Source organism: Shewanella sp. 10N.286.48.B5, assembly GCF_002874355.2.
In the GTDB taxonomy this organism is placed as follows: Bacteria; Pseudomonadota; Gammaproteobacteria; order Enterobacterales; family Shewanellaceae; genus Shewanella.
The window spans coordinates 551454-571496 of record NZ_MCVG02000001.1 but is presented as its reverse complement, the minus strand read 5'-3'; the positions used below and the strand labels follow the sequence as shown (position 1 = coordinate 571496).

The window sequence follows — 20043 nt, the reverse complement described above, 5'->3', positions numbered from 1 at the left end:
CCCCTCTTCATCGGGTGTGGGTGGATAACCCACGACGTTGACTTTAGCAACCGACAGCTTGTAATCCTGCCACTAACTCTCAATCACCAATCACCAATCACCAATCACCAGCTATCAAGTTACATCCAATCAAACAAACCATCAAACAAACCATCAAACCATCAAAAATCAGCCACAAAAAAGGGAATACCTTGGTATTCCCTACTTCACTAACTCACTAGCTAAAGCTTTGATTACAACTTTAACCAAAACGATGGCAACAAATCTCAACTTAGCCATTCAATCGGCAGATTGAAAACCTAGAAGTGATATCTCACCCCAGCAATGGCTTCTAATTTCACTTTAACATCATCAAGTATATACAAGGTCGGTTGTGCTTCAGCAAAAAAGGTAAAACGCTCCACTTTAGCGTGAGCACCAAACACCGCTCTAGCACCTAACTGAATATCATCTTTATGTGAGTCAGCAATTTTACCCCCAAGGCCCCAATAAAAATTTGGGTTATCTTGGAAATTAAAGGTTCTATCCATAGTAAAAGATAACTCGTCAAATCCAACACCAATCTTGTAATCATCAATTTTGACATTGATACCTGAATCACTACCCACCATTAAACCCACTTGTGGCGCGGCGTTAACTGATGAACTGCTAAAAAGACTGAATAAAGCGATGAGGGTTAAAGCCAGTGTTACGGATCTCATGTGATACCTTGCTAGATGCTAAATGGGGCAACATCCTAGCGAGTTAGCACAAGGGAGTAAATCAATTTGTGCTAACTCAATGACAAAAAACACTATGTCTTAAAAGTATCAAAAACAAAAAATGCTGCTTTTACAATGGGTTTACTAACAGGCTTATAACTCTTTCGCTGCATTATTATTAGCGGCATCAACTGATTTATTTACCGATAAACCTTGAAACTTTTCAGTCAAATTAATCAACTGCCCCGTCAATAAACTCATGCTGTAACCCAGCATAGCGCCAATTAACAATGGCGGTAATATTGCAGCAATATCGCCTCCCATGGCAAAAGTGACACAACAGCCAATAAATGCCCCAGGAATGAATGCCAGCTTTTGATAGCTTGCCTGTAAACACATTGCTGAGGTTGCGATAGCTGTAAAGAGGTAACCAAATGTCGGTGACACAAACAAGCTACTGCCAGCAATAATTAACCAGCCCCAAAATACACCTGATAAATTAGTGCTCATGGCCATGAACATACCTTTTATGCCTGATTCAGCCTGAGCAAAAAAAGTACTACAACTTAAAAAGCCAATCCAAGTAACTAACTGAAATACATCGGCCACACCAGCCCATAATCCCGCCAAAAGCCCTGCTGAAATGGCTATCTGCCAACGATGTTTCATAGTTTTCCCTTGCACATAGTTTATAAAATAAAATGAAGAGTTCTTTAAAAAATACAATTGCGCATAATGTACGCTATTTGCAGCCTGAGTAAAAGTGATCACACACTTGTTTTAATTAATTGCCCACCTGCCGCAACCACAGCGTTAGCGCTATATTCAATATTAGTGATTCAAAATAAACTATTAACCAGAATGAAAATTAGGAACGGTTAACGGCTTCGTACAAAAAAACAACAAATAATCAAAATCTTGCAGTCTGCAACTGCTACAAGAAAGTGATAACCATCAAACTTTAGTAACAAATTACCCTCTAATTTGTAGATATTTGTATTTTCATGCTTCAGCCGACATTTATCACCACTGGAGTCCATTAGTCTGGTTATATTAGACATAATGATATCAATGAGGGCTTTAATGAAATCCACTCTCTCAACCACAAGGTTAGACCTTGCAACCAATAGCCTCGACTGGGTTATGGGTCAAACGATTAAACGCTCTTTAAGCTTGAAAAATGCGGTTGAAGTTGATGTTGACGCCAAAGACTATATCCCTGAAAAACCCATCGAAACCCTCTATATTCACATTCCTTTTTGCCATACTTTATGCCGTTTTTGCTCATTCCATAAAATCAAATTTGTTGAAGGCATTGCCAGAGAGTATTTCAAAGCCCTGAGAAAAGAAATTAGAGAAGTTATTGCCAAAGGCTATACCTTTAACCGGGTTTATATTGGCGGTGGTACTACGACCATTTTAGAAGATGAGTTGATTAAAACCATCGAGATGATTAAATCGATCACCACGGTACGCGAGGTCTCTTGCGAAAGCGATCCAATCTACTTTAAAGAAGGCAATCCACATTTACTTAAAGGCTTAGTGGATAGAATGTCCATTGGGGTGCAAAGCTTTGACGATAAGATTTTAAAAGCCAGTGGCCGTTTTGAAAAGTTTGGCTCGGGATTACAGCAAGCTGAATACGTTAGCCGCGCCATTGAGGTCATCCCCACTGTAAACCTCGATATGATGTATGGCTTTAAGGTGCAAACGCCTGAGTCAATTGCTTGGGATCTTGAGCAAACGATTCGCTTAAGCCCTGATCAAATTACTACTTATCCACTGACTATCGGCATTGGTAAAAACCGTAAAAAAGCAGGTAGCCTTGCAGGTGAGCCTAATGAGCTTTGGCCGCAATTTCTAGCTGTTAAACAAGCGTTAGGTGACAAGTACATAATGGAGTTCCCATGGACATTTAGCCGTAATTTTGGCCAACCAGTTGAAAACAAATATGTGCTCGACGGTGAAGATTGCTTTGGGGTTGGCTCTGGTGCCTTTGGCCGCTTTGGCGAGCAATTCAACATTTCCAGCTTTGATATCCCAACCTATATTGAGCGTATCAATGCCGGCCATAGTGGTACCTGTTATACCAAACCTCTTGAGCAAAAAGCGCTAATACAACATCACTTAATGATGATGATGGGTCATGGTGTATTAGATAATCAACAATTTAAAGCCCATACCGGTAAAACATTGTGGCAGGCATTCCCCTTAGAAATGAGTTACTTGCATGCAGCTGGGGCAATAAAGAAACAAGGCAGTAACTACCGCACTACCACTGAAGGGCAATTTATTGCGCTGAAAATGTTCTCCGGTTTCTTAGCGGGAATGGACTATCTGCGCGAGCAAGCAAGGGAGTTGCCGTTATCACAACAGCAAGACCGCGAATTAACTGAATCAGTACTTACGTGCACTAACTAAATGCTATAACTAGGGCGATAAACGTGGTTTTGAGTTAAACTTTAGCAGCCATTGCCACAATACTGAATCGATGTAGCATTCACAGGGATGTGAGTGCTAGTTTCAAATCAATCACTCAAATCAATCACTCAAATCAATCACTCAAATCAGCTTTAATTCAAAACTAGCTCAATACAACCCATTGACTATATTACCTATTAGCATAATAGAAGCACATCAATCTCACTTTTCAATAGCCATCCACATTCAATAACGACACCTGACGCTATAATTGCCGATGTGAAGTTAACAAACCGCCGATAAATAATTACTGAGTTTTTGCTCAAAGTTAGTTATGGTTAAACACCTGTTTAATTCTTGAACATCAATTCTGTCACTATGCGAGTAAGCACAGAAATATCATAAGAAAGGATCCTATTATGCCGATTTATCAAGCCCCCCTTAGAGATTATCAATTCATATTATCTGAATTACTTAATATTTATCAGCAACCTAACTTATCAGGTTTTGATGAAATCGACCCTGAGCTTGCTGATGCTATTTTGCAAGGCGTGGCCGATTTCACTACCGAGATTATGTTGCCGCTTAATGCTTCAGGTGATCTTGAAGGTTGTCAGCTTGTGGATGGCAAAGTGATTACCCCAAAAGGATTTAAACAGGCGTATAAACAATACGTTGATGATGGTTGGGCCACATTAACCTGTGATCCTGAATATGGCGGTCAAGGCTTACCCGAAGTTATTGGCACCTTTGCCACCGAAATGAAAACCGCCACCAATATGGCCTTTGCCATGTACCCAGGGTTAACCCATGGTGCTTACTCAGCTATCCACGTTCATGGTAGTGATGCACTGAAACAAAAATACCTTGCCAAGCTGGTCAGTGGTGAGTGGACTGGCACCATGAACTTAACTGAGTCTCATGCTGGCACTGATTTAGCTTTACTGCGCACTAAGGCAACCCCAGCTGCAGATGGCCAATTTGCCATTAGCGGTGAAAAAATATTTATCTCATCTGGTGATCATGATTTAGCGGAAAATATCATTCACTTGGTATTAGCTAAACTACCTGACGCTCCAGAAGGCGTTAAAGGGATCTCATTGTTTGCGGTACCTAAGTTTATGGTTAACGATGACGGCAGTTTGGGTGAAGCTAATAGTTTATCTGCCACCGGTCTTGAACATAAAATGGGTATTCATGGTAACTCCACCTGTGTGATGCATTTTGATAATGCTCTAGGTGAATTAGTCGGCGCACCTCATCAAGGTTTAAAGGCAATGTTCACCATGATGAATCAAGCCCGCTTAGGCGTCGGCATTCAGGGTTTAGGCGTGTCTGATATCGCTTATCAAAACGCATTGGAATATGCTAAAGATCGCATTCAAGGCCGCGCGTTATCTGGTGCTAAACAACCAGAGCAAGCCGCTGACTCTATTTTAGTTCATGGCGATGTGCGCAGAATGCTGTTGTCGCAAAAAGCATTTAATGAAGGCACCCGCGCCTTAATGGGCCAGCAAGCGCTTTGGCTAGACTCTGCTGAGCGCCATACTGATCCCGCACAAGCAAAACAAGCTTCAATGCTGGCAGCGCTATTTACCCCAATAGTAAAAGGCTTTGTCACCGACCAAGGCTTTAAAGCCTGTGTTGATGCGCAGCAAGTTTATGGCGGCCACGGATATATTAACGAATGGGGCATGGAACAATTTGTCCGCGATATTCGCATTGCGATGATTTATGAAGGCACCAATGGCGTACAAGCATTGGATTTAGTTGGCCGTAAATTACTCTCAGATAAAGGCGCTGCACTGACATTGTGGTCAGGGATGGTTAAACAACTCATCCAAGAAAACAGCGCCAATGCAAACATGCAGCCTTACATTGCCGGCTTAATGGATGCGGCAGGCGATTTAGAAAAAGCCACTGGCTTTATCGTCAAATCTGCCAGCACTAATCCAGATATTATTGGCGCAGCTTCTATGGCCTACATGCAGCTATTTGGCATCACCACACTGGCGTGGATGTGGACCCGTATTGCCGCCACCTCGTTTGCAGCTATTGAAGCAGGTACTGAAGAAACGGAGTTCTATAAAGGCAAACTTAAAACCGCTCAGTTTTATATGAGCTACTGGGGCAGTCAGACTCGAAGCTTACGTAAGCAAATTGAAGCAAGTAGCGAACATATTGCCAGCTTTGATGACGCGGATTTTTAATCGCTGATAACGATACATTCAAACTACGCCCTAATAATATCTGAGTTACTGGGGTAGCTAGGCTCGAAGTTTACCTAAGCAAATTGAAGCGAGTAGCGCATATTGCTAATTTTGATGAGGCGGATTTTTAACGCTGCTTTGTAAGTAACTACCAAAAACAAGTCCAAACAAAAACAGCGCCTATAAATCAATATAGGCGCTGTTTTATTTAAGAGTAACTCGTTAACTGCAACGAACTAGTCCCAAAGAAATTCTCTAAAATGCTTACGGCATACCGACTCGTAACTTTCGTTACCGCCAATGGCAACTTGCTCACCATCACGCATAGGCTTACCGTTGCCATCCAGTCTTAACACCATGTTGGCTTTACGGCCGCAATGGCAAATAGTTTTAAGTTCTACCAATTTATCAGCCCAGGCTAATAAGTATTGGCTTCCGGTAAACAATTCACCTTGAAAGTCGGTTTTTAAACCATAGCACAGCACTGGAATATCAAAATTATCAACCACATGGGTTAACTGCTTAACTTGCTCTTTACTTAAAAATTGCGACTCATCAATTAATATGCAGTGCAGCTTTTGTTCAGCAAGTTGCTTTTCAATAAAATAAGCAAGGTTATCACCATCACTAAAAACATGGGCTTCGGTTTCAATACCAATACGAGAAGCCACTTTGCCAATACCATAACGATCATCAATTGACGCTGTCATGACTAAGGTATTCATTCCACGTTCACGGTAGTTGTACGATGATTGCAGTAGCGAAGTTGATTTACCTGCATTCATTGCAGAATAGTAGAAGTAGAGTTGCGCCAAAACGGTGTGTCCTTATGGTTATTTACCGTGGCAGTTTATCATTTTTTCAGCAGCGAAATAAGCGTTAGAATAGATAAACTCATGTCGGCATCACAAAAAATCATCTCTGTGCAGCTGCGCTTTTGAGCTAATCACCTCTCGCAGCAGTAATTACATGTTAAATCCAGTTAACATGTCACATTTATTAAACAGTTAACGTTAAAAAAGCCATCATAGTTCACGCTTTTTGTATTACTTCAGATACGATTAAGAAACAATTGATAGATTGTTTGAACAATAAAATATAATAGGAAGTCTAAACACTATGCATAAAACACTTGTTGCTGCAGCTATTGCTGCCACAATCGTCGTAGGTGGATGCTCAATCTCAAATACTGATACAACCCAAGCTGAAAACGTCACTATGATACAAGCAGATAATCCTTTTTTTGCTCCAAGCAGCTTGCAATATCAAACCCCTAATTTTGCTGACATAAAAAATGAGCACTTCTTACCTGCGCTTGAGCAAGGTATCAATGAGCATTACCAGCAAATCTTGGTTATTGCTAACAATCCAGCGCCTGCAACCTTTGAAAATACCATTGTTGCCATGGAAAAAAGCGGTGAACTATTAGGCCGTACATCGAAGGTTTTTTATAATTTAACCGGTTCAACAAGTAACCCTGAGCTACGTAAAATACAGGGCATTATGGCGCCTAAAATGGCAGCCCATTCTGACAACATTAATTTAAATGCTGCACTTTTTAGCCGCATTGAACAGATTTATAACAGCCGTGAAGGCTTAGAAATTAGCCCTGAAGCAAAACGCTTAATTGAAGTTTATCATCAACGTTTTGTTCTAGCGGGCGCTAAACTAACAGAAGCGCAAAAACAGCAAATTCGTGTATTGAATGAAGAGCAGTCTACCTTGACTAACGAATTCTCACAGCGACTAATGCGCTTAAGTAAAGAAATCGCCGTAGTCGTTGAGGATGAGTCAGAGCTTGCGGGTTTATCAGCAACCGCCATTAAATCAGCAGCCATTGATGCCAGTGCAGCAGGCCATGAAGGTAAATACTTACTTAGCATTACCAACACCACTCGTCAGCCTGTATTAGCCCAACTAGACAACCGTCAGTTACGTCAACAAGTATGGCAAGCATCTGCTAACCGCGGTTTAACGGGTGACAATGAAACCGCTTCTTTAGTGGCTCGTTTAGCGCAACTACGTGCCGAAAAAGCCCAATTACTGGGTTATGACAGTTGGGCAGATTACCGCTTAGCGCCACAAATGGCCAAAACCCCAGATGCGGTTTATAAGATGTTTGGCTCAATGGTGCCTGCTGTAGTTGAAAACACCCAAAAAGAAGCCGCAGACATACAAGCAATGATCACCAAAATGGGCGGCGACTTTACCCTTGAACCATGGGATTGGGCTTATTATGCCGAGCGTGTACGTAAAGAAAAATTTGATTTAGATGAGGCATCAATTAAGCCTTATTTTGAATTTAATCGTGTACTGGAAGATGGCGTGTTTTTCACTCTTAAAGAATTGTATGGCGTGACCTTAACACCAAGACCTGATCTGCCTGTTTATCACCCTGATGTAAAAGCGTATGAAATGTTTGATGAAGATGGCAGCAGTATGGCTATCTTTTATGCTGATTACTTTTCTCGTGAAGGTAAACGTGGCGGCGCTTGGATGAACTCGTTTGTGGGTCAGTCTGAGTTATTAAACAACAAGCCTGTGGTAGTTAATGTGATGAACATTAAGAAAGCCCCTGAAGGTCAGGCAACATTTGTGAGCTACAGTGAAGTCACCACCATGTTCCATGAAATGGGCCATGGTACCCACGGTATGTTCTCAAAAGTTACTTACCCATCACTTGCGGGCACCTCAGTATCACGTGACTTTGTAGAGTTCCCATCGACATTTGAAGAAGACTGGGCAGCGCACCCTAAAGTGCTGGCTAACTATGCTAAGCACTATGAAACAGGCGAAGTCATTCCTGAGGCACTACTAGAAAAATTACTTGAGTCTCGCAGCTTTAATCAAGGGTTTGACACCTTAGAGTATATGGCGGCAGCACTAGTTGATTTAGAGTGGCATTCACTTGCTGCTGATGTGCCATTACAAGATGTGGCGAGCTTTGAAGCAAGCGCCCTGAAAAAACACGGTGTTGACATTAAAGCGGTACCACCTCGTTACCGCTCAAGCTATTTTGCTCACGCTTTCCCGGGCGGCTACTCTGCAAGTTATTACGCTTACATGTGGAGTGAAATCCTTGCAGCTGATGCCTTTGCTTACGTACAAACTCAAGGCGGTCTAAACCGTGAAATTGGGATGAAGTATCGCAAAACCATTCGTGAAGTGGGTAACTCAGTACCACCAATGGATGCGTATAAAGCCTTCAGAGGTCAAGAGCCGACGACTGATGCATTACTTGAGCGTCGTGGTTTAAACTAACGCTATTAGAACCTTGTGGCTTAACATCATTTAAGTTTGGTTAAAGCTAATTTTATTTAGCACTTAAACTTAAATCCTAAAAATGCCGCTCATTTGAGCGGCATTTTTTTATCTCAATTTTCACCTAGATCCGAGTACGCTGATTAGCAGTACCTGTTAATCCCTATAATTGCTAACCCTTGCACACTCACCATTGGCAGAAACAGTCATTCACTCACAGTGCTAATCGCTGCTTCTCTTCGCTAACAATAACTGCTGCATAAACAAAACATGTGAGCTTAAACCTTTGAGGTTCACTCTAGTGATTCGACTTAGATATTTAGCTTATATATACCACTTTATTATGCAGCCTTGATTTTAAAACATAAAAAATGCCGCTCATCTGAGCGGCATTTTCATACAAGTTAGCTATATCTAAAGTTCGCGATAAGCTTAAATCAAACCGAGTTAGCTTACGCTATTTAGTGATCAACTTCAGTCCAATAACGCTTAATACAAATAGCACACTACAGGTGACCAAGCCCATGGCCACTGACGCGGTAAAACCTAATACACCGTAGCCAATAATACTAATGACCGCCACGATTAACGCATAAGGTAATTGCGTCATTACGTGATCGATATGGTGACAACTCGCCCCCGTTGACGACAAGATAGTGGTATCTGAAATCGGTGAACAATGATCGCCAAATACTGCACCAGATAACACGGCTGCAAGCATAGGTAACATCATAGTGCTATCACTGCCCATCGCCATATCAGCTGCAATTGGCAACATGATACCGAAGGTACCCCAGCTGGTGCCGGTTGCAAATGCGGTTAGGCCTGCTAATAAAAATAATACTGCAGGTAGCATCGCAAATGGAATATTGCCTGTGGCTAAACTGGCCATGTATTTACCGGTTTCAAGGTTGCCAATAACCGTTGAAATCGTCCAAGCAAATAACAAAATATAAATGGCAGGTAGCATTGATTTAGCGCCAAGTTTGATGCCAGTGAACACCATAGGCAGAGCAATTTTTTGCTTCACAGTTAATACTAAGGTGACCGCTAACCCCACCAGTGAACCGAAAAATAGTGACGAGCTCACTTCAGTATTTTCAAATGCTCCTAAAATGCTAAAAGGTAAATCATTAGCTGATAATGCATCAGCGCCTGACGCCACCATGAAATAGAAGGTTGCCGCAACTAACACTAATATAGGTAAGAATAAGCCAATGATTTTACCGGTTTCCGCTTCTGGTAAATCGGCTGTGGCTCCTGGTGGTAAGCCTTTAGATTCGTCGAACAACTCACCCTTTTGGGCATTTTGTTCATGCTTACGCATTGGGCCAATATCTAAACCAAATAACGCCACACACACCAATAATAATAATGCAAAAATGGCATAAAAGTTCATTGGGATCATTTGCAGGAACACACTTAAATGCCCTGTATCAGCAAAGCCATGAGCCGTTAAAATCCCGCCGATCAGGGCGATAATGTACGCTCCCCAGCTTGAAACAGGCGAGATAACACAAATTGGTGCCGCTGTTGAATCCAATAAGTAGGCTAATTTAGCCCGTGAAATGTGGTAACGGTCGGTGATTGGACGTGCAATAGATCCCACCACAATACTGTTAAAGTAGTCATCAATAAACACTACAACACCAAGGAAGATAGTCATCAACTTGGCATCACGTTTATTGCGAATACGTTGATGAGCCCAATCAGCAAAGGCGCGAGCTGAACCACTTACCGTGATTAATGCCGTGATCATGCCCAAAATCACCAAGAAACCTAAAATTTGTAGGTTCCATGAATTGAGCGCGCCATCATCCCAAACTAGACCCGTGACGGTAATCAGTAAATTTGAGGCTGCAGCGCTAACTGAAAAATCACCGAGTAAAAACACCCCGGTGATAATACCTAAGCCCAATGAAAGTAAGACTCGGCGAGTTAATACTGCGAGCAAAATAGCCACTACTGGTGGCAAAAGCGAGAGAGCCGAATCGGCGTAACTTGTTATCATCATTTCTTATAATTTCTTCGTTGAGTACGAATGGAGAATAACTGATAAGGCAAGTTTACGTTGAATACGTAAACGAAAATCTTTTCAGTAGCACTCCACAGTAATATCAATATCGTTGTCGATATATATTCTTCTACCCTTTCGGATAGAAATTACCATGACAGTGCAGTCCCTTTCGGTAACTGCCCCAATAAATGGTTTTGATAGAATCCATTTACTTCGGCACTAAATCCTTTCCGAATAAGTTATTGGCATCACCCAACTCACCCGTACTGATACTTAATGCACCTCTACTTATGTTAACAACAGAAAGGCTCTGTATATCAACACCCCATCATACAAACATAAGCAGTAGCATCATTGCCAGATAAAACTTGATTATCTTGTGATATATAACATCACAACTAAAACCGCGCACATTGACGCAGCACTAGTGTAACCTTTTATTAGCAAGGGTTCATATTTAACGCAGTGGTAATTTTTGCTCACTGATAGAACCGCACCGCAAATAACAACGCATTAGTATAAATTGGCAGCAACTATCTACGGAACATTAAAAAAGGCTTTTACCTCTCGGTAAAAGCCTTTTAGTGCCGTTTTTTATTAGTGGATATTAACTCACTAAAAAACTAGCGTAAGCCATAATCCTATTATAAAGAGCATTATTTAGGACTCTTATTTAGGGCTCTAATTAAGGGCTCTAATTAAGGACTATAGCAAATTAGTTAGCTCAGGGATCGCTTCAAACAAATCAGCTTCCAGACCATAATCTGCAACCTGGAAAATCGGCGCTTCAGGATCTTTGTTGATTGCCACAATGACTTTAGAGTCTTTCATACCAGCAAGATGCTGAATAGCCCCTGAGATACCTACAGCAATATACAGATCAGGTGCGACAATTTTACCAGTTTGACCTACTTGTAAATCATTCGGTACAAAGCCAGCATCAACAGCTGCGCGCGAAGCACCAACAGCAGCAGTTAATTTATCAGCAAGCGCTTCTAAAATAGCAAAGTTCTCACCACTGCCCATACCGCGGCCGCCGGAAACAATCACCCCAGCACTGCCAAGCTCAGGACGCTCTGATTCAGTTAATGTTTGCGAAACAAATTCTGCCGCTGCTGTGGCAACAAAATCAACCATAACCGCTTCTGCACTGCCGTCATTGGTTGCGGCATCAAAAGCACTGGTTCGTACTGTTAGCACTTTAACCGCATCTAAACTTTGCACTGTCGCTAATGCCGAACCGGCATAAACAGGACGCACGAAGGTATCTGTGCTTACAACTTCAATCACTTCAGAAATTTGCGCCACATCTAATAACGCCGCGACTCGTGGCAGGGTATCTTTACCGACACTGCTAGCCGCAGAAATAATATGTTCGTAATCACCTGCAAGGTTAACCACTAACTGTGAAAGGTTTTCTGCTAGTTGCGCTTGATACACAGCATTATCAGCAACTAATACCTTGCTTACGCCTGTTAATGCTTGCGCTGCGGTAACTGCTGCAGCGCAATCACTACCAGCAACTAACACATGCACATCACCACCAATGGCAACCGCTGCGCTTACTGCTTTAGCGGTATCTAATTTTAAGCTTGCGTTATCATGTTCAGCTAATACTAAAATAGTCATAATTAGATCACCTTCGCTTCATTTTTTAACTTTTCAACTAATTCAGCCACTGAATTCACCATGATGCCAGCTTTACGCTCAGCTGGAGGGGTGACTTTTATAATGGTTTGATGTGCTTTTAAGCTTACGCCTAAATCATCAATTGAAAGTGTCTCTAATGGCTTACGCTTAGCTTTCATAATATTAGGTAATGATGCGTAACGAGGTTCATTTAAACGTAAATCAACCGTAACCACCGCTGGTAATGGCATTTTTATTGTTTGTAAGCCGCCGTCAATCTCACGGGTTACTTCTGCACTGTCTGCCGTTAATGTTAGCTCTGATGCAAACGTTGCTTGAGGCATATTCGTTAATGCAGCTAGCATTTGACCGGTTTGGTTATTGTCGCCATCAATAGATTGCTTACCAAATATCACTAATTCTGCTTGTTCTTTTTCTTGAACCGCTTTTAAAATTTTAGCAATCGATAACGGCACTAACTCGTCATCAGTCAGGACATGAATAGCACGGTCGGCACCAAGCGCCATCGAGGTACGTAATTGTTCTTGAGCATTTTTAGCTCCAATAGTGACCACAACAATTTCCGTAACACTTCCTGCTTCTTTCAATCTTACAGCTTCTTCAACTGCAATTTCACAGAATGGGTTTAACGCCATTTTCAAATTAGCAGTATCAACATTTGTGTTGTCAGCGTTTACTCTGACCTTCACATTTGCATCGACTACGCGCTTTACAGGCACCAATACTTTCATGGGATTTCCTTTTACACCTTCAATGTATGTGGACGGCACATTGGTTTTAACCAATGTAATATGGCTCAACTTTACGGCCTGTTAACGTTAACGTCAACCTAAGTCAAACACTTGTTTATATTTTTTTTGGCTCAATGTGCGTTTAAAAGAACTGACATCTGCACAATTTATATTAAATAAGGTACCTAAAAGGGTAGATTAATTAATTTTTATCTACTTATTGATGATTTTATTTGATCCATTCAGATTTAGTTTCTATTATTAATGACTATTCAAGTAAACTTATTTTGCTACTATTAAATATTGTGCTTTATTGACATGTTTAATGGTCAATTAAATTGACACTCCAATGCTAAATAATTAAGCAATGTAGCGATTTTGATAGGTATTCTTTAATCTCTAAAGCATTACTTGAAAACTTATTATTTAATAACCATTAGGATGCACATTGATATGAGTGACTTTTTAGAAATACTAACCCATGGTCGTCGTTTTAAAGCTGCAGTTAAAGAGTTGTCTGTAGAAGATTTACGTGAGCTTTCAGTAAAGCTTGAAAAAATCATTACAGAAAGAGAAGAAGACGAAAAAGCAGAACAAGAAGCCAATGCAGAAAGAAATGCACGCATTGCTGAAATTCTAGCGCAAATTGAAAACAGTGGTTTATCAATTGAAGACTTAGGTGAAGTATCAATTAAGCCTGCACCAAAAAAACGTGCGCCGCGCCCTGCTAAATACCAAATTGAAGTTGATGGCGAATTAATCCAGTGGACGGGTCAAGGCCGTATGCCAACTGTGTTCAAAAACCAAGTTGATAATGGCAAAACAATGGAAGACTTCTTAATTCCTGGTATGGAATAACACTTGCTGTTTTGACATCCTTCATATAGAAAAAGCTTACTTTGGTAAGCTTTTTTCTTATCTGTATTCTATTCCCACCTGCTAGCAAGCATTGTAAACTATACTACATTCACCTCTTTTGAATTAGGCTTTACTATGAACGTTTCTCGTCCTGTTTTTTCTTTAGCTATAAGCTCAGCAATATTATTATCTGGTTGTGCTAGTGAATACACTTTTAATAGTAACCTAGACACTAAGGCAATTGATGACTATTTCAAACCTGGAAATGTGGTTCTATATAAAGAGAACCAACGCCCTAAAGGGTCATTTGAGGTGTTAGGCCTAGTTGAAGGTGAATCATGCCAACAAACTGCTGATGGGGTTCCTGCAAGCATTGCAGATGCGAGAACCGATGCACGAAAACAGGCGGTCGAGCTAGGTGCCAATGGGCTAATGATCAAAAAATGCCTATTAACAGAACAACAGGTCGACAGCTGCTACAGCCAAGCAATTTGTGTCGGCCAAGCAATTAAAACCGCTACTGAGCAGTAGATACTTGTTAATAATTTAGTATTAGAGCAACCGACTATTAATGGCTAATGGTCAAAGAAATTAAACCATCAGGCTAGGTGTCTAAGTCATTTTATTTATGCTGTTATCCGAAGCATTTTAAAGACATTAACACCCGCTTTGCTTAAAACCTTACATTGGCTAATGGCTCTTTAGTATTAAATTAACAAAGCATTGAACATTTATTAGGTTCAATGCTTGATTATGCCCCCTCTTAATTTATTAGTAACAACACTTGACGGTTTCTTAGACATGAAAACAGATCCTAACGCGCAAAACTTTAACTCTCAAATAGAGGCCGTCGGGTATTGTCGTACCCCTTACAAACAAAAGTTTGGTATCCCAAGACAACCAGGGTTAGTAAATATTAAAGGTGTTATTGAATTAGCCCCTCAAGTCAATAACCTTGATGCGGTTAGAGGTATTGAACAATATTCACACTTATGGCTGCTTTTTTGTTTTCATGAAAACCTACAGCAAGGTTGGAAAAATACCGTCAGACCACCAAGATTAGGTGGCAATGAAAAGTTAGGCGTATTTGCCACCCGCTCTACATTCAGACCTAATGGTATTGGCCAGTCAGTGGTTAAATTGCATAAGGTTATTCAGAAAAATGGCAAAGTTTGTCTTGAAATATCCGGCATGGATTTATTAGATGGTACCCCCATTATTGATATAAAACCTTATATTCCATTTTCTGACTCAATAGAAAGTGCGACAGGTGGCATCGCTCAAGATGCGCCAAAATTAATTGATGTACAATTTTCAAGCTTGGCAAAAGCGCAAATTGACGCCCACTCATCTAAGCTCAATAACAGTGATTTAATTCAACTTATTACTGACGTGTTAGCTCAAGACCCTCGACCTGCTTATAAAAAAGCCAAAGCAGATCCAAAATTATATCAAGTGGCCTTATATGATATTGATATTTTTTGGACCGTCACTGAGCAGCAGATTAATGTTATTGAAATTAAACCCACCAGCGTTGGTCAAAACTAATATGAAGTCTGATTTGAACAGCACCCTTGATACAAACAAAAGTCCTGATTATCAAACTCAGCATAAAAAACGTTTATCTTGGATGCCGTGGTTGTATTTTTCCTTAAAAGACAAACAATTTACCTGGGCTAAACCCTGGCAAGATGAAGTTCAGCAACAATTTGAGCAGCTTGAAACCATTAAGTTTGGTCAGCAGTGTTTTATCGCCCCCGAAGCCAATGTGTTTGCAGAGCCTGGGCGCAATATAACTATGGGAAATCAATGCATGATTGCCGCCGAGGTGTTTTTACATGGGCCGATAACCCTAGGCAATGAAGTGGCCATTAATCATGGCTGCTCTTTTGATGGCGGTCGCTGCGGCATCACCATTGGTGATAAAACCCGTATCGCCAATAACGTCACGATTTATGCTTTTAACCATGGCATGTCAGCAGAGCAAGATATCTATCAACAACCCAGTCAATCAAAGGGTATTGTCATTGGCCGTGATGTATGGATTGGCGCCCAAGCTGGCATTGTTGATGGGGTTACTATTGGCAACCAAGCCATTGTTGGCATGGGTAGTATTGTGACCAAAGATGTTCCCGAATTTGCGATTGTTGCCGGTAACCCTGCCAAAATCATTGGCGACCGACGCGATAAATAGTTGCTTTAATTTATCGCCCATATCATTTTGCCATAGCCCTATGGCTATCTTTGTCAGGTATCGCTTAATTATCTGGTGACTTCATCGTTACAGGTGATAAAATGTCGCACATTAATAGCTACTAAGTGGACATTGGGAATGCGAGTTAGCAAGTACCTGCTTTCAACACAAAAAGAAACACCTGCAAATGCAGAAGTCATCAGCCATCAATTGATGTTACGTGCCGGCTTTATCCGTCGTAATGCATCAGGCCTTTATTCATGGTTACCGAGTGGTTTACGTGTATTACGTAAAGTCGAAGCCATTGTTCGTGAAGAAATGAACAAAGTCGGTTCTATTGAAATTTTGATGCCCCTAGTACAGCCGGCCGATCTTTGGGTTGAAACAGGACGTTGGGAAAAATTTGGTCCTGAATTGCTCCGCTTCCAAGATCGTCATAACCGCGACTTCGTTTTAGGCCCAACCCATGAAGAAGTGATTACTGATTTAGTCCGTAAAGAAGTGAGCTCTTATAAGCAATTACCACTGACATTATATCAAGTACAAACAAAATTCCGTGATGAAGTCCGTCCTCGTTTTGGCGTGATGCGTGCACGTGAATTTTTGATGAAAGATGCCTATTCTTTCCATTTAACCCAAGAGTGCATGGATAAGACTTATGCAGACATGCATCAAGCATACTGCAACATCTTTAATCGTATGGGTCTTGCTTTCCGTCCTGTTATTGCTGACACGGGTTCAATTGGTGGTAGTACCTCACATGAGTTCCATGTTCTTGCTAACAGTGGTGAAGACTTGATCGCTTATTCAACTGAAAGTGATTATGCCGCAAACATTGAAAAAGCAGAAACTGCAGCACCAACTGGCACATTAGCCGCACCAACACAGGAAATGACTGTCGTTGATACGCCAAATGCCAAAACCATTGCTGAATTAGTTGAGCAGTTTGAACTTGAAATAACTAAAACAGTTAAAACCCTGATTGTTAAGGGCGCAACTGAAGATGCACCATTGGTAGCATTAGTTATTCGTGGCGATCATGAGTTAAACGAATTAAAAGCTGAGAAGCATGAGCTCGTTGCCTCACCACTTGAGTTTGCCACTGATGCTGAAATGGTTGCAGCTGTAGGCGCAGGTCCAGGTTCAATCGGCCCTGTAGGCCTTGAAATGCCTATTATCATTGACCGTGACGTCGCGCTAATGAGCGACTTTGCTGCTGGTGCTAACCAAGAAGGTAAGCATTACTTTGGCATCAACTGGGAGCGCGATTTACCAATGGCACAAGCGATGGATATTCGTAACGTGGTTGAAGGTGAAGCAAGCCCAGATAGTAAAGGTGTTTATGCGTTTGCACGTGGTATTGAAGTCGGTCATATCTTCCAACTTGGTACTAACTACTCAGAAGCAATGGGCGCAACCGTACTTGATGAAAACGGTAAGTCAAAAGTGATGCAAATGGGCTGTTATGGCGCTGGTGTTAGCCGTATCGTTGCCGCTGCAATCGAGCAAAACCATGATGACCGCGGTATGAAGTTACCTGAGTCACTGGCGCCGTTCACTGTGGGGATTTTACCGATGAATATGCATAAGTCTCATCGCGTAAAAGACATGGCTGAGCAGCTTTACGCAGACTTAAGTGCCCAAGGCATTGAAATCTTATTAGATGACCGTAAAGAGCGCCCAGGCGTGATGTTCAATGACATGGAGCTAATTGGCTTGCCTCATGTAATTGTTATTGGCGATCGTAATATCGATGCTGGCGTGTTTGAATATAAAAACCGCCGCACTGGTGAAAAACAAGATATCCCGTTTGATCAGATTGTCGACTTTATCAAGTCAGCAATTAATGGCTAATCATTCGCTTTAAAACTATGCCGTAAAAAACGCACCTTTTAAGGTGCGTTTTTTTTGGTTTTCATTTCATATTTTACATGTAACTACTGTCGATTATGTTATTTTGATTGGTATAACCAGTTATTGCTATACATACTGATATCATCAGCTTATCAAACAGAGGAGAGCATAGTTGTCAGATTCAATTGCACTGGTATTAGGTGGCGGTGGCGCACGGGCTGCGTATCAGATTGGCGTGTTAAAAGCGCTAGTTCAGCTTTATCCGCGTAATCATCATATCCCGTTTGATATTCTAAGTGGTAGCTCAGCAGGTGCAATTAACGCAACGTCATTAGCTACCCATGCCTCTTGTTTCCATTTAGGGGTTCGCAAACTTGATTGGGTTTGGCGGCACTTTGAAACCCATAAAGTCTACAGTTCATCGTTTTGGAATGTATTAAAACACTTATCAAAAATGGCCTTAAAAGGGCTACAAAGTGATAAGGTCAATACCGAAGCGGGCAGCCTGCTTGATAATCAGCCGTTACGAAAACTACTGAATCAATTAATCGATTTTCAGCGTATTGAACGCAACATCGGTAGTGGCGCTTTAAAGGCCATTAGCTTAGATGCATCAAGTTACAATGACTCATATTCCTACAGTTTCTATCAAGCTAGCCATCATATTAACGACTGGCAACGGGCAAGAAGACAAGGTACCCGCACCACATTAACCACAGATCATTTGATGGCGACCTCAGCTATCCCATTGGTTTTTCCATCGGTAAAATTAAAACAAGCCTATTTTGGTGATGGCTCAGTACACCAATTGTCGCCGTTATCCAGCCCGATACATCTAGGAGCCAGAAAAATTATGGTGATCAATCTAGATAGCCCTCATAAACAAAGGCACAGTGATATAGATGCTCACCCAAAAACAGCAACCATTGCAGGTCATTTACTGGATACCATTTTCTCAGACACTTTAAACAGTGATTTAGAACGCTTAGAGCGGATAAACAGCACCTTAGACCTTATTCCACCCGCCGATGCTAAGCTGGTTAATTTGCGTAAAATTGACACCTTAGTCATTAAGCCCAGTGAAGATTTAAGTGTTATTGCCGCGCGCTACTTTCAAGACTTACCTCTCGCCATCAGAATATTATTGAAATTTATTGGCATTAATCGTCAATCAGACTCAAGTATCGCGTCATACTTATTATTTGAAAAATCCTACACCAGTGCCTTAATTGATCTCGGTTATAAAGACGCTATGAACCAAATGGATACCATCAAAACCTTTTTTGAACTGGAAACCTAAATAGGCTTCTTGGCTAAATGATTAGTGCAGCACGACTCACTTTGAGATGAACTCACTGCCAAATACGCTGCTATTACAAATAATAAAAAGCAAGTTGCCACGCAACTTGCTTTTTTGGTGGAGAGTGTTTCCACAGGTGCCGCTTAATAAGTATTAGAAGCGTGAAGTGCCACCAATATAGAAACCATCTTCAAAAGCACGATCTGAACGACCATCATACTGGAAGGTCATATTTCTATAACCGAAAAAAACCGCCATATTAGGGTTAAAGTCATACTGCACTTTTCCACCTAATTCGGTGTAACCATCGACATCCGAAAAAGACAATACTGACGGCGCATAATAAGCATCAGCATGCAGCGATATTTTATTGCCTAGCGCAAAGCCATAGTGTCCACCGACGGCAATGACACTGCCATTAGGACTATTATCAAACCAAACACTGGATAACTTAGGGCCAATTTCAATTGAATGCGGACCTGTTTGATGGGTCATATGCATGGCAAACTGCGCCAAGTTACCCTTTTTATCTGAATACACATAACCGGCTTCAAGATTAACATTAGGGTTAATATTGGTCTTAATGTCAGCAGATACCACGTGCTCACTGAGCCCTAAAGAAAACTCAGTAGCATTAACATTGACGCAAAACACACTCGCTGCAATAACAGCCATCATTTTTTTATTCATTTATAACCTCAAACCTAAGTGCTTATGGGCCAAGATTATACTGAGCTAATTAATTAGTCTTTATAAAAAGGCCTAACACGAGCGCCTAGATGGATTAACACACAATTAAACCACAACCAAGTTACAATAAATAAGAGTTAGCAATACCTGTAAGTT

Annotated in this window: 16 protein-coding genes and 1 riboswitch; of the genes, 9 read left to right on the top strand and 7 right to left on the bottom strand. The window is 41.2% G+C overall.

Features of this window, described 5'->3' with window-relative positions:
• Positions 1-299: 299 nt before the first annotated feature.
• Positions 300-701, bottom strand: a complete 402-nt coding sequence (locus BCU57_RS02450; protein ID WP_102440648.1) for a hypothetical protein — start codon at positions 699-701, stop codon at positions 300-302.
• 153 nt (positions 702-854) lie between these two features.
• Positions 855-1370 (bottom strand): DUF1097 domain-containing protein, encoded by a 516-nt coding sequence (locus BCU57_RS02445; RefSeq protein ID WP_102440649.1) that lies wholly within the window; start codon positions 1368-1370, stop codon positions 855-857.
• A 414-nt stretch (positions 1371-1784) separates the two neighbouring features.
• On the opposite strand from BCU57_RS02445, the gene BCU57_RS02440 reads away from it, so the two are divergent.
• Both BCU57_RS02440 and BCU57_RS02435 read left to right on the top strand, forming a co-directional pair.
• Positions 1785-3122: a coproporphyrinogen III oxidase family protein gene (locus BCU57_RS02440; protein ID WP_102440650.1), complete on the top strand. Its 1338-nt coding sequence runs from the start codon at positions 1785-1787 to the stop codon at positions 3120-3122.
• A gap of 419 nt (positions 3123-3541) precedes the next feature.
• Entirely contained in the window at positions 3542-5332 is a 1791-nt protein-coding gene (locus BCU57_RS02435) for an acyl-CoA dehydrogenase C-terminal domain-containing protein (RefSeq protein ID WP_102440651.1), read from the top strand.
• Positions 5333-5568: 236 nt separating this feature from the next.
• On the opposite strand, the gene BCU57_RS02430 is transcribed toward BCU57_RS02435, so the two are convergent.
• Positions 5569-6147, bottom strand: coding sequence for a thymidine kinase (locus tag BCU57_RS02430; RefSeq protein ID WP_076540377.1), 579 nt, complete (start codon positions 6145-6147; stop codon positions 5569-5571).
• A gap of 304 nt (positions 6148-6451) precedes the next feature.
• Between BCU57_RS02430 and BCU57_RS02425 the strand changes: the two genes are divergently transcribed.
• Positions 6452-8593: a M3 family metallopeptidase gene (locus BCU57_RS02425; RefSeq protein WP_102440652.1), complete on the top strand. Its 2142-nt coding sequence runs from the start codon at positions 6452-6454 to the stop codon at positions 8591-8593.
• 457 nt (positions 8594-9050) lie between these two features.
• Here BCU57_RS02425 and BCU57_RS02420 read toward each other — a convergent pair whose 3' ends face one another.
• The 3 genes from BCU57_RS02420 to BCU57_RS02410 all read right to left on the bottom strand — a co-directional run bounded on the left by BCU57_RS02420 (position 9051) and on the right by BCU57_RS02410 (position 12991).
• Complete coding sequence (locus BCU57_RS02420; protein ID WP_102440653.1) at positions 9051-10607, bottom strand: Na+/H+ antiporter NhaC family protein; 1557 nt, start codon at positions 10605-10607, stop codon at positions 9051-9053.
• Positions 10608-10684: 77 nt separating this feature from the next.
• Positions 10685-10905, bottom strand: a riboswitch (Lysine riboswitch).
• Positions 10906-11315: 410 nt separating this feature from the next.
• Complete coding sequence (locus BCU57_RS02415; protein ID WP_102440654.1) at positions 11316-12239, bottom strand: electron transfer flavoprotein subunit alpha/FixB family protein; 924 nt, start codon at positions 12237-12239, stop codon at positions 11316-11318.
• Between the two features lie 2 nt (positions 12240-12241).
• Positions 12242-12991, bottom strand: a complete 750-nt coding sequence (locus BCU57_RS02410) for an electron transfer flavoprotein subunit beta/FixA family protein (RefSeq protein WP_102440655.1) — start codon at positions 12989-12991, stop codon at positions 12242-12244.
• A gap of 453 nt (positions 12992-13444) precedes the next feature.
• Here BCU57_RS02410 and BCU57_RS02405 point away from each other — a divergent pair, with 453 nt between their 5' ends.
• From BCU57_RS02405 to BCU57_RS02380, 6 genes are all read left to right on the top strand, one after another.
• On the top strand, positions 13445-13849 hold the full coding sequence (locus BCU57_RS02405) for an H-NS family nucleoid-associated regulatory protein (protein ID WP_076540367.1): 405 nt from the start codon (positions 13445-13447) through the stop codon (positions 13847-13849).
• A 135-nt stretch (positions 13850-13984) separates the two neighbouring features.
• A complete protein-coding gene (gene rcsF / locus BCU57_RS02400) occupies positions 13985-14380 on the top strand; it encodes an Rcs stress response system protein RcsF (RefSeq protein ID WP_102440656.1) in 396 nt (131 codons plus the stop codon).
• A 270-nt stretch (positions 14381-14650) separates the two neighbouring features.
• Complete coding sequence (gene tsaA / locus BCU57_RS02395; protein ID WP_102440661.1) at positions 14651-15397, top strand: tRNA (N6-threonylcarbamoyladenosine(37)-N6)-methyltransferase TrmO; 747 nt, start codon at positions 14651-14653, stop codon at positions 15395-15397.
• A gap of 1 nt (position 15398) precedes the next feature.
• Positions 15399-16043, top strand: a complete 645-nt coding sequence (locus BCU57_RS02390) for an acyltransferase (RefSeq protein ID WP_102440662.1) — start codon at positions 15399-15401, stop codon at positions 16041-16043.
• Positions 16044-16181: 138 nt separating this feature from the next.
• Complete coding sequence (locus BCU57_RS02385; protein WP_102440657.1) at positions 16182-17897, top strand: proline--tRNA ligase; 1716 nt, start codon at positions 16182-16184, stop codon at positions 17895-17897.
• A gap of 172 nt (positions 17898-18069) precedes the next feature.
• Positions 18070-19197: a patatin-like phospholipase family protein gene (locus BCU57_RS02380; protein ID WP_102440658.1), complete on the top strand. Its 1128-nt coding sequence runs from the start codon at positions 18070-18072 to the stop codon at positions 19195-19197.
• A 153-nt stretch (positions 19198-19350) separates the two neighbouring features.
• On the opposite strand, the gene BCU57_RS02375 is transcribed toward BCU57_RS02380, so the two are convergent.
• Complete coding sequence (locus tag BCU57_RS02375; RefSeq protein WP_102440659.1) at positions 19351-19887, bottom strand: YfaZ family outer membrane protein; 537 nt, start codon at positions 19885-19887, stop codon at positions 19351-19353.
• Positions 19888-20043: the final 156 nt, after the last annotated feature.

Bases quoted from the DNA above. Each gene is read 5' to 3' on its own strand.
- BCU57_RS02450 (WP_102440648.1), bottom strand. From the start codon at position 701: ATGAGATCCGTAACACTGGCTTTAACCCTCATCGCTTTATTCAGTCTT.
- BCU57_RS02445 (WP_102440649.1), bottom strand. From the start codon at position 1,370: ATGAAACATCGTTGGCAGATAGCCATTTCAGCAGGGCTTTTGGCGGGA.
- BCU57_RS02440 (WP_102440650.1), top strand. From the start codon at position 1,785: ATGAAATCCACTCTCTCAACCACAAGGTTAGACCTTGCAACCAATAGC.
- BCU57_RS02435 (WP_102440651.1), top strand. From the start codon at position 3,542: ATGCCGATTTATCAAGCCCCCCTTAGAGATTATCAATTCATATTATCT.
- BCU57_RS02425 (WP_102440652.1), top strand. From the start codon at position 6,452: ATGCATAAAACACTTGTTGCTGCAGCTATTGCTGCCACAATCGTCGTA.
- BCU57_RS02420 (WP_102440653.1), bottom strand. From the start codon at position 10,607: ATGATGATAACAAGTTACGCCGATTCGGCTCTCTCGCTTTTGCCACCA.
- BCU57_RS02415 (WP_102440654.1), bottom strand. From the start codon at position 12,239: ATGACTATTTTAGTATTAGCTGAACATGATAACGCAAGCTTAAAATTA.
- BCU57_RS02410 (WP_102440655.1), bottom strand. From the start codon at position 12,991: ATGAAAGTATTGGTGCCTGTAAAGCGCGTAGTCGATGCAAATGTGAAG.
- BCU57_RS02405 (WP_076540367.1), top strand. From the start codon at position 13,445: ATGAGTGACTTTTTAGAAATACTAACCCATGGTCGTCGTTTTAAAGCT.
- rcsF (WP_102440656.1), top strand. From the start codon at position 13,985: ATGAACGTTTCTCGTCCTGTTTTTTCTTTAGCTATAAGCTCAGCAATA.
- tsaA (WP_102440661.1), top strand. From the start codon at position 14,651: ATGAAAACAGATCCTAACGCGCAAAACTTTAACTCTCAAATAGAGGCC.
- BCU57_RS02390 (WP_102440662.1), top strand. From the start codon at position 15,399: ATGAAGTCTGATTTGAACAGCACCCTTGATACAAACAAAAGTCCTGAT.
- BCU57_RS02385 (WP_102440657.1), top strand. From the start codon at position 16,182: ATGCGAGTTAGCAAGTACCTGCTTTCAACACAAAAAGAAACACCTGCA.
- BCU57_RS02375 (WP_102440659.1), bottom strand. From the start codon at position 19,887: ATGAATAAAAAAATGATGGCTGTTATTGCAGCGAGTGTGTTTTGCGTC.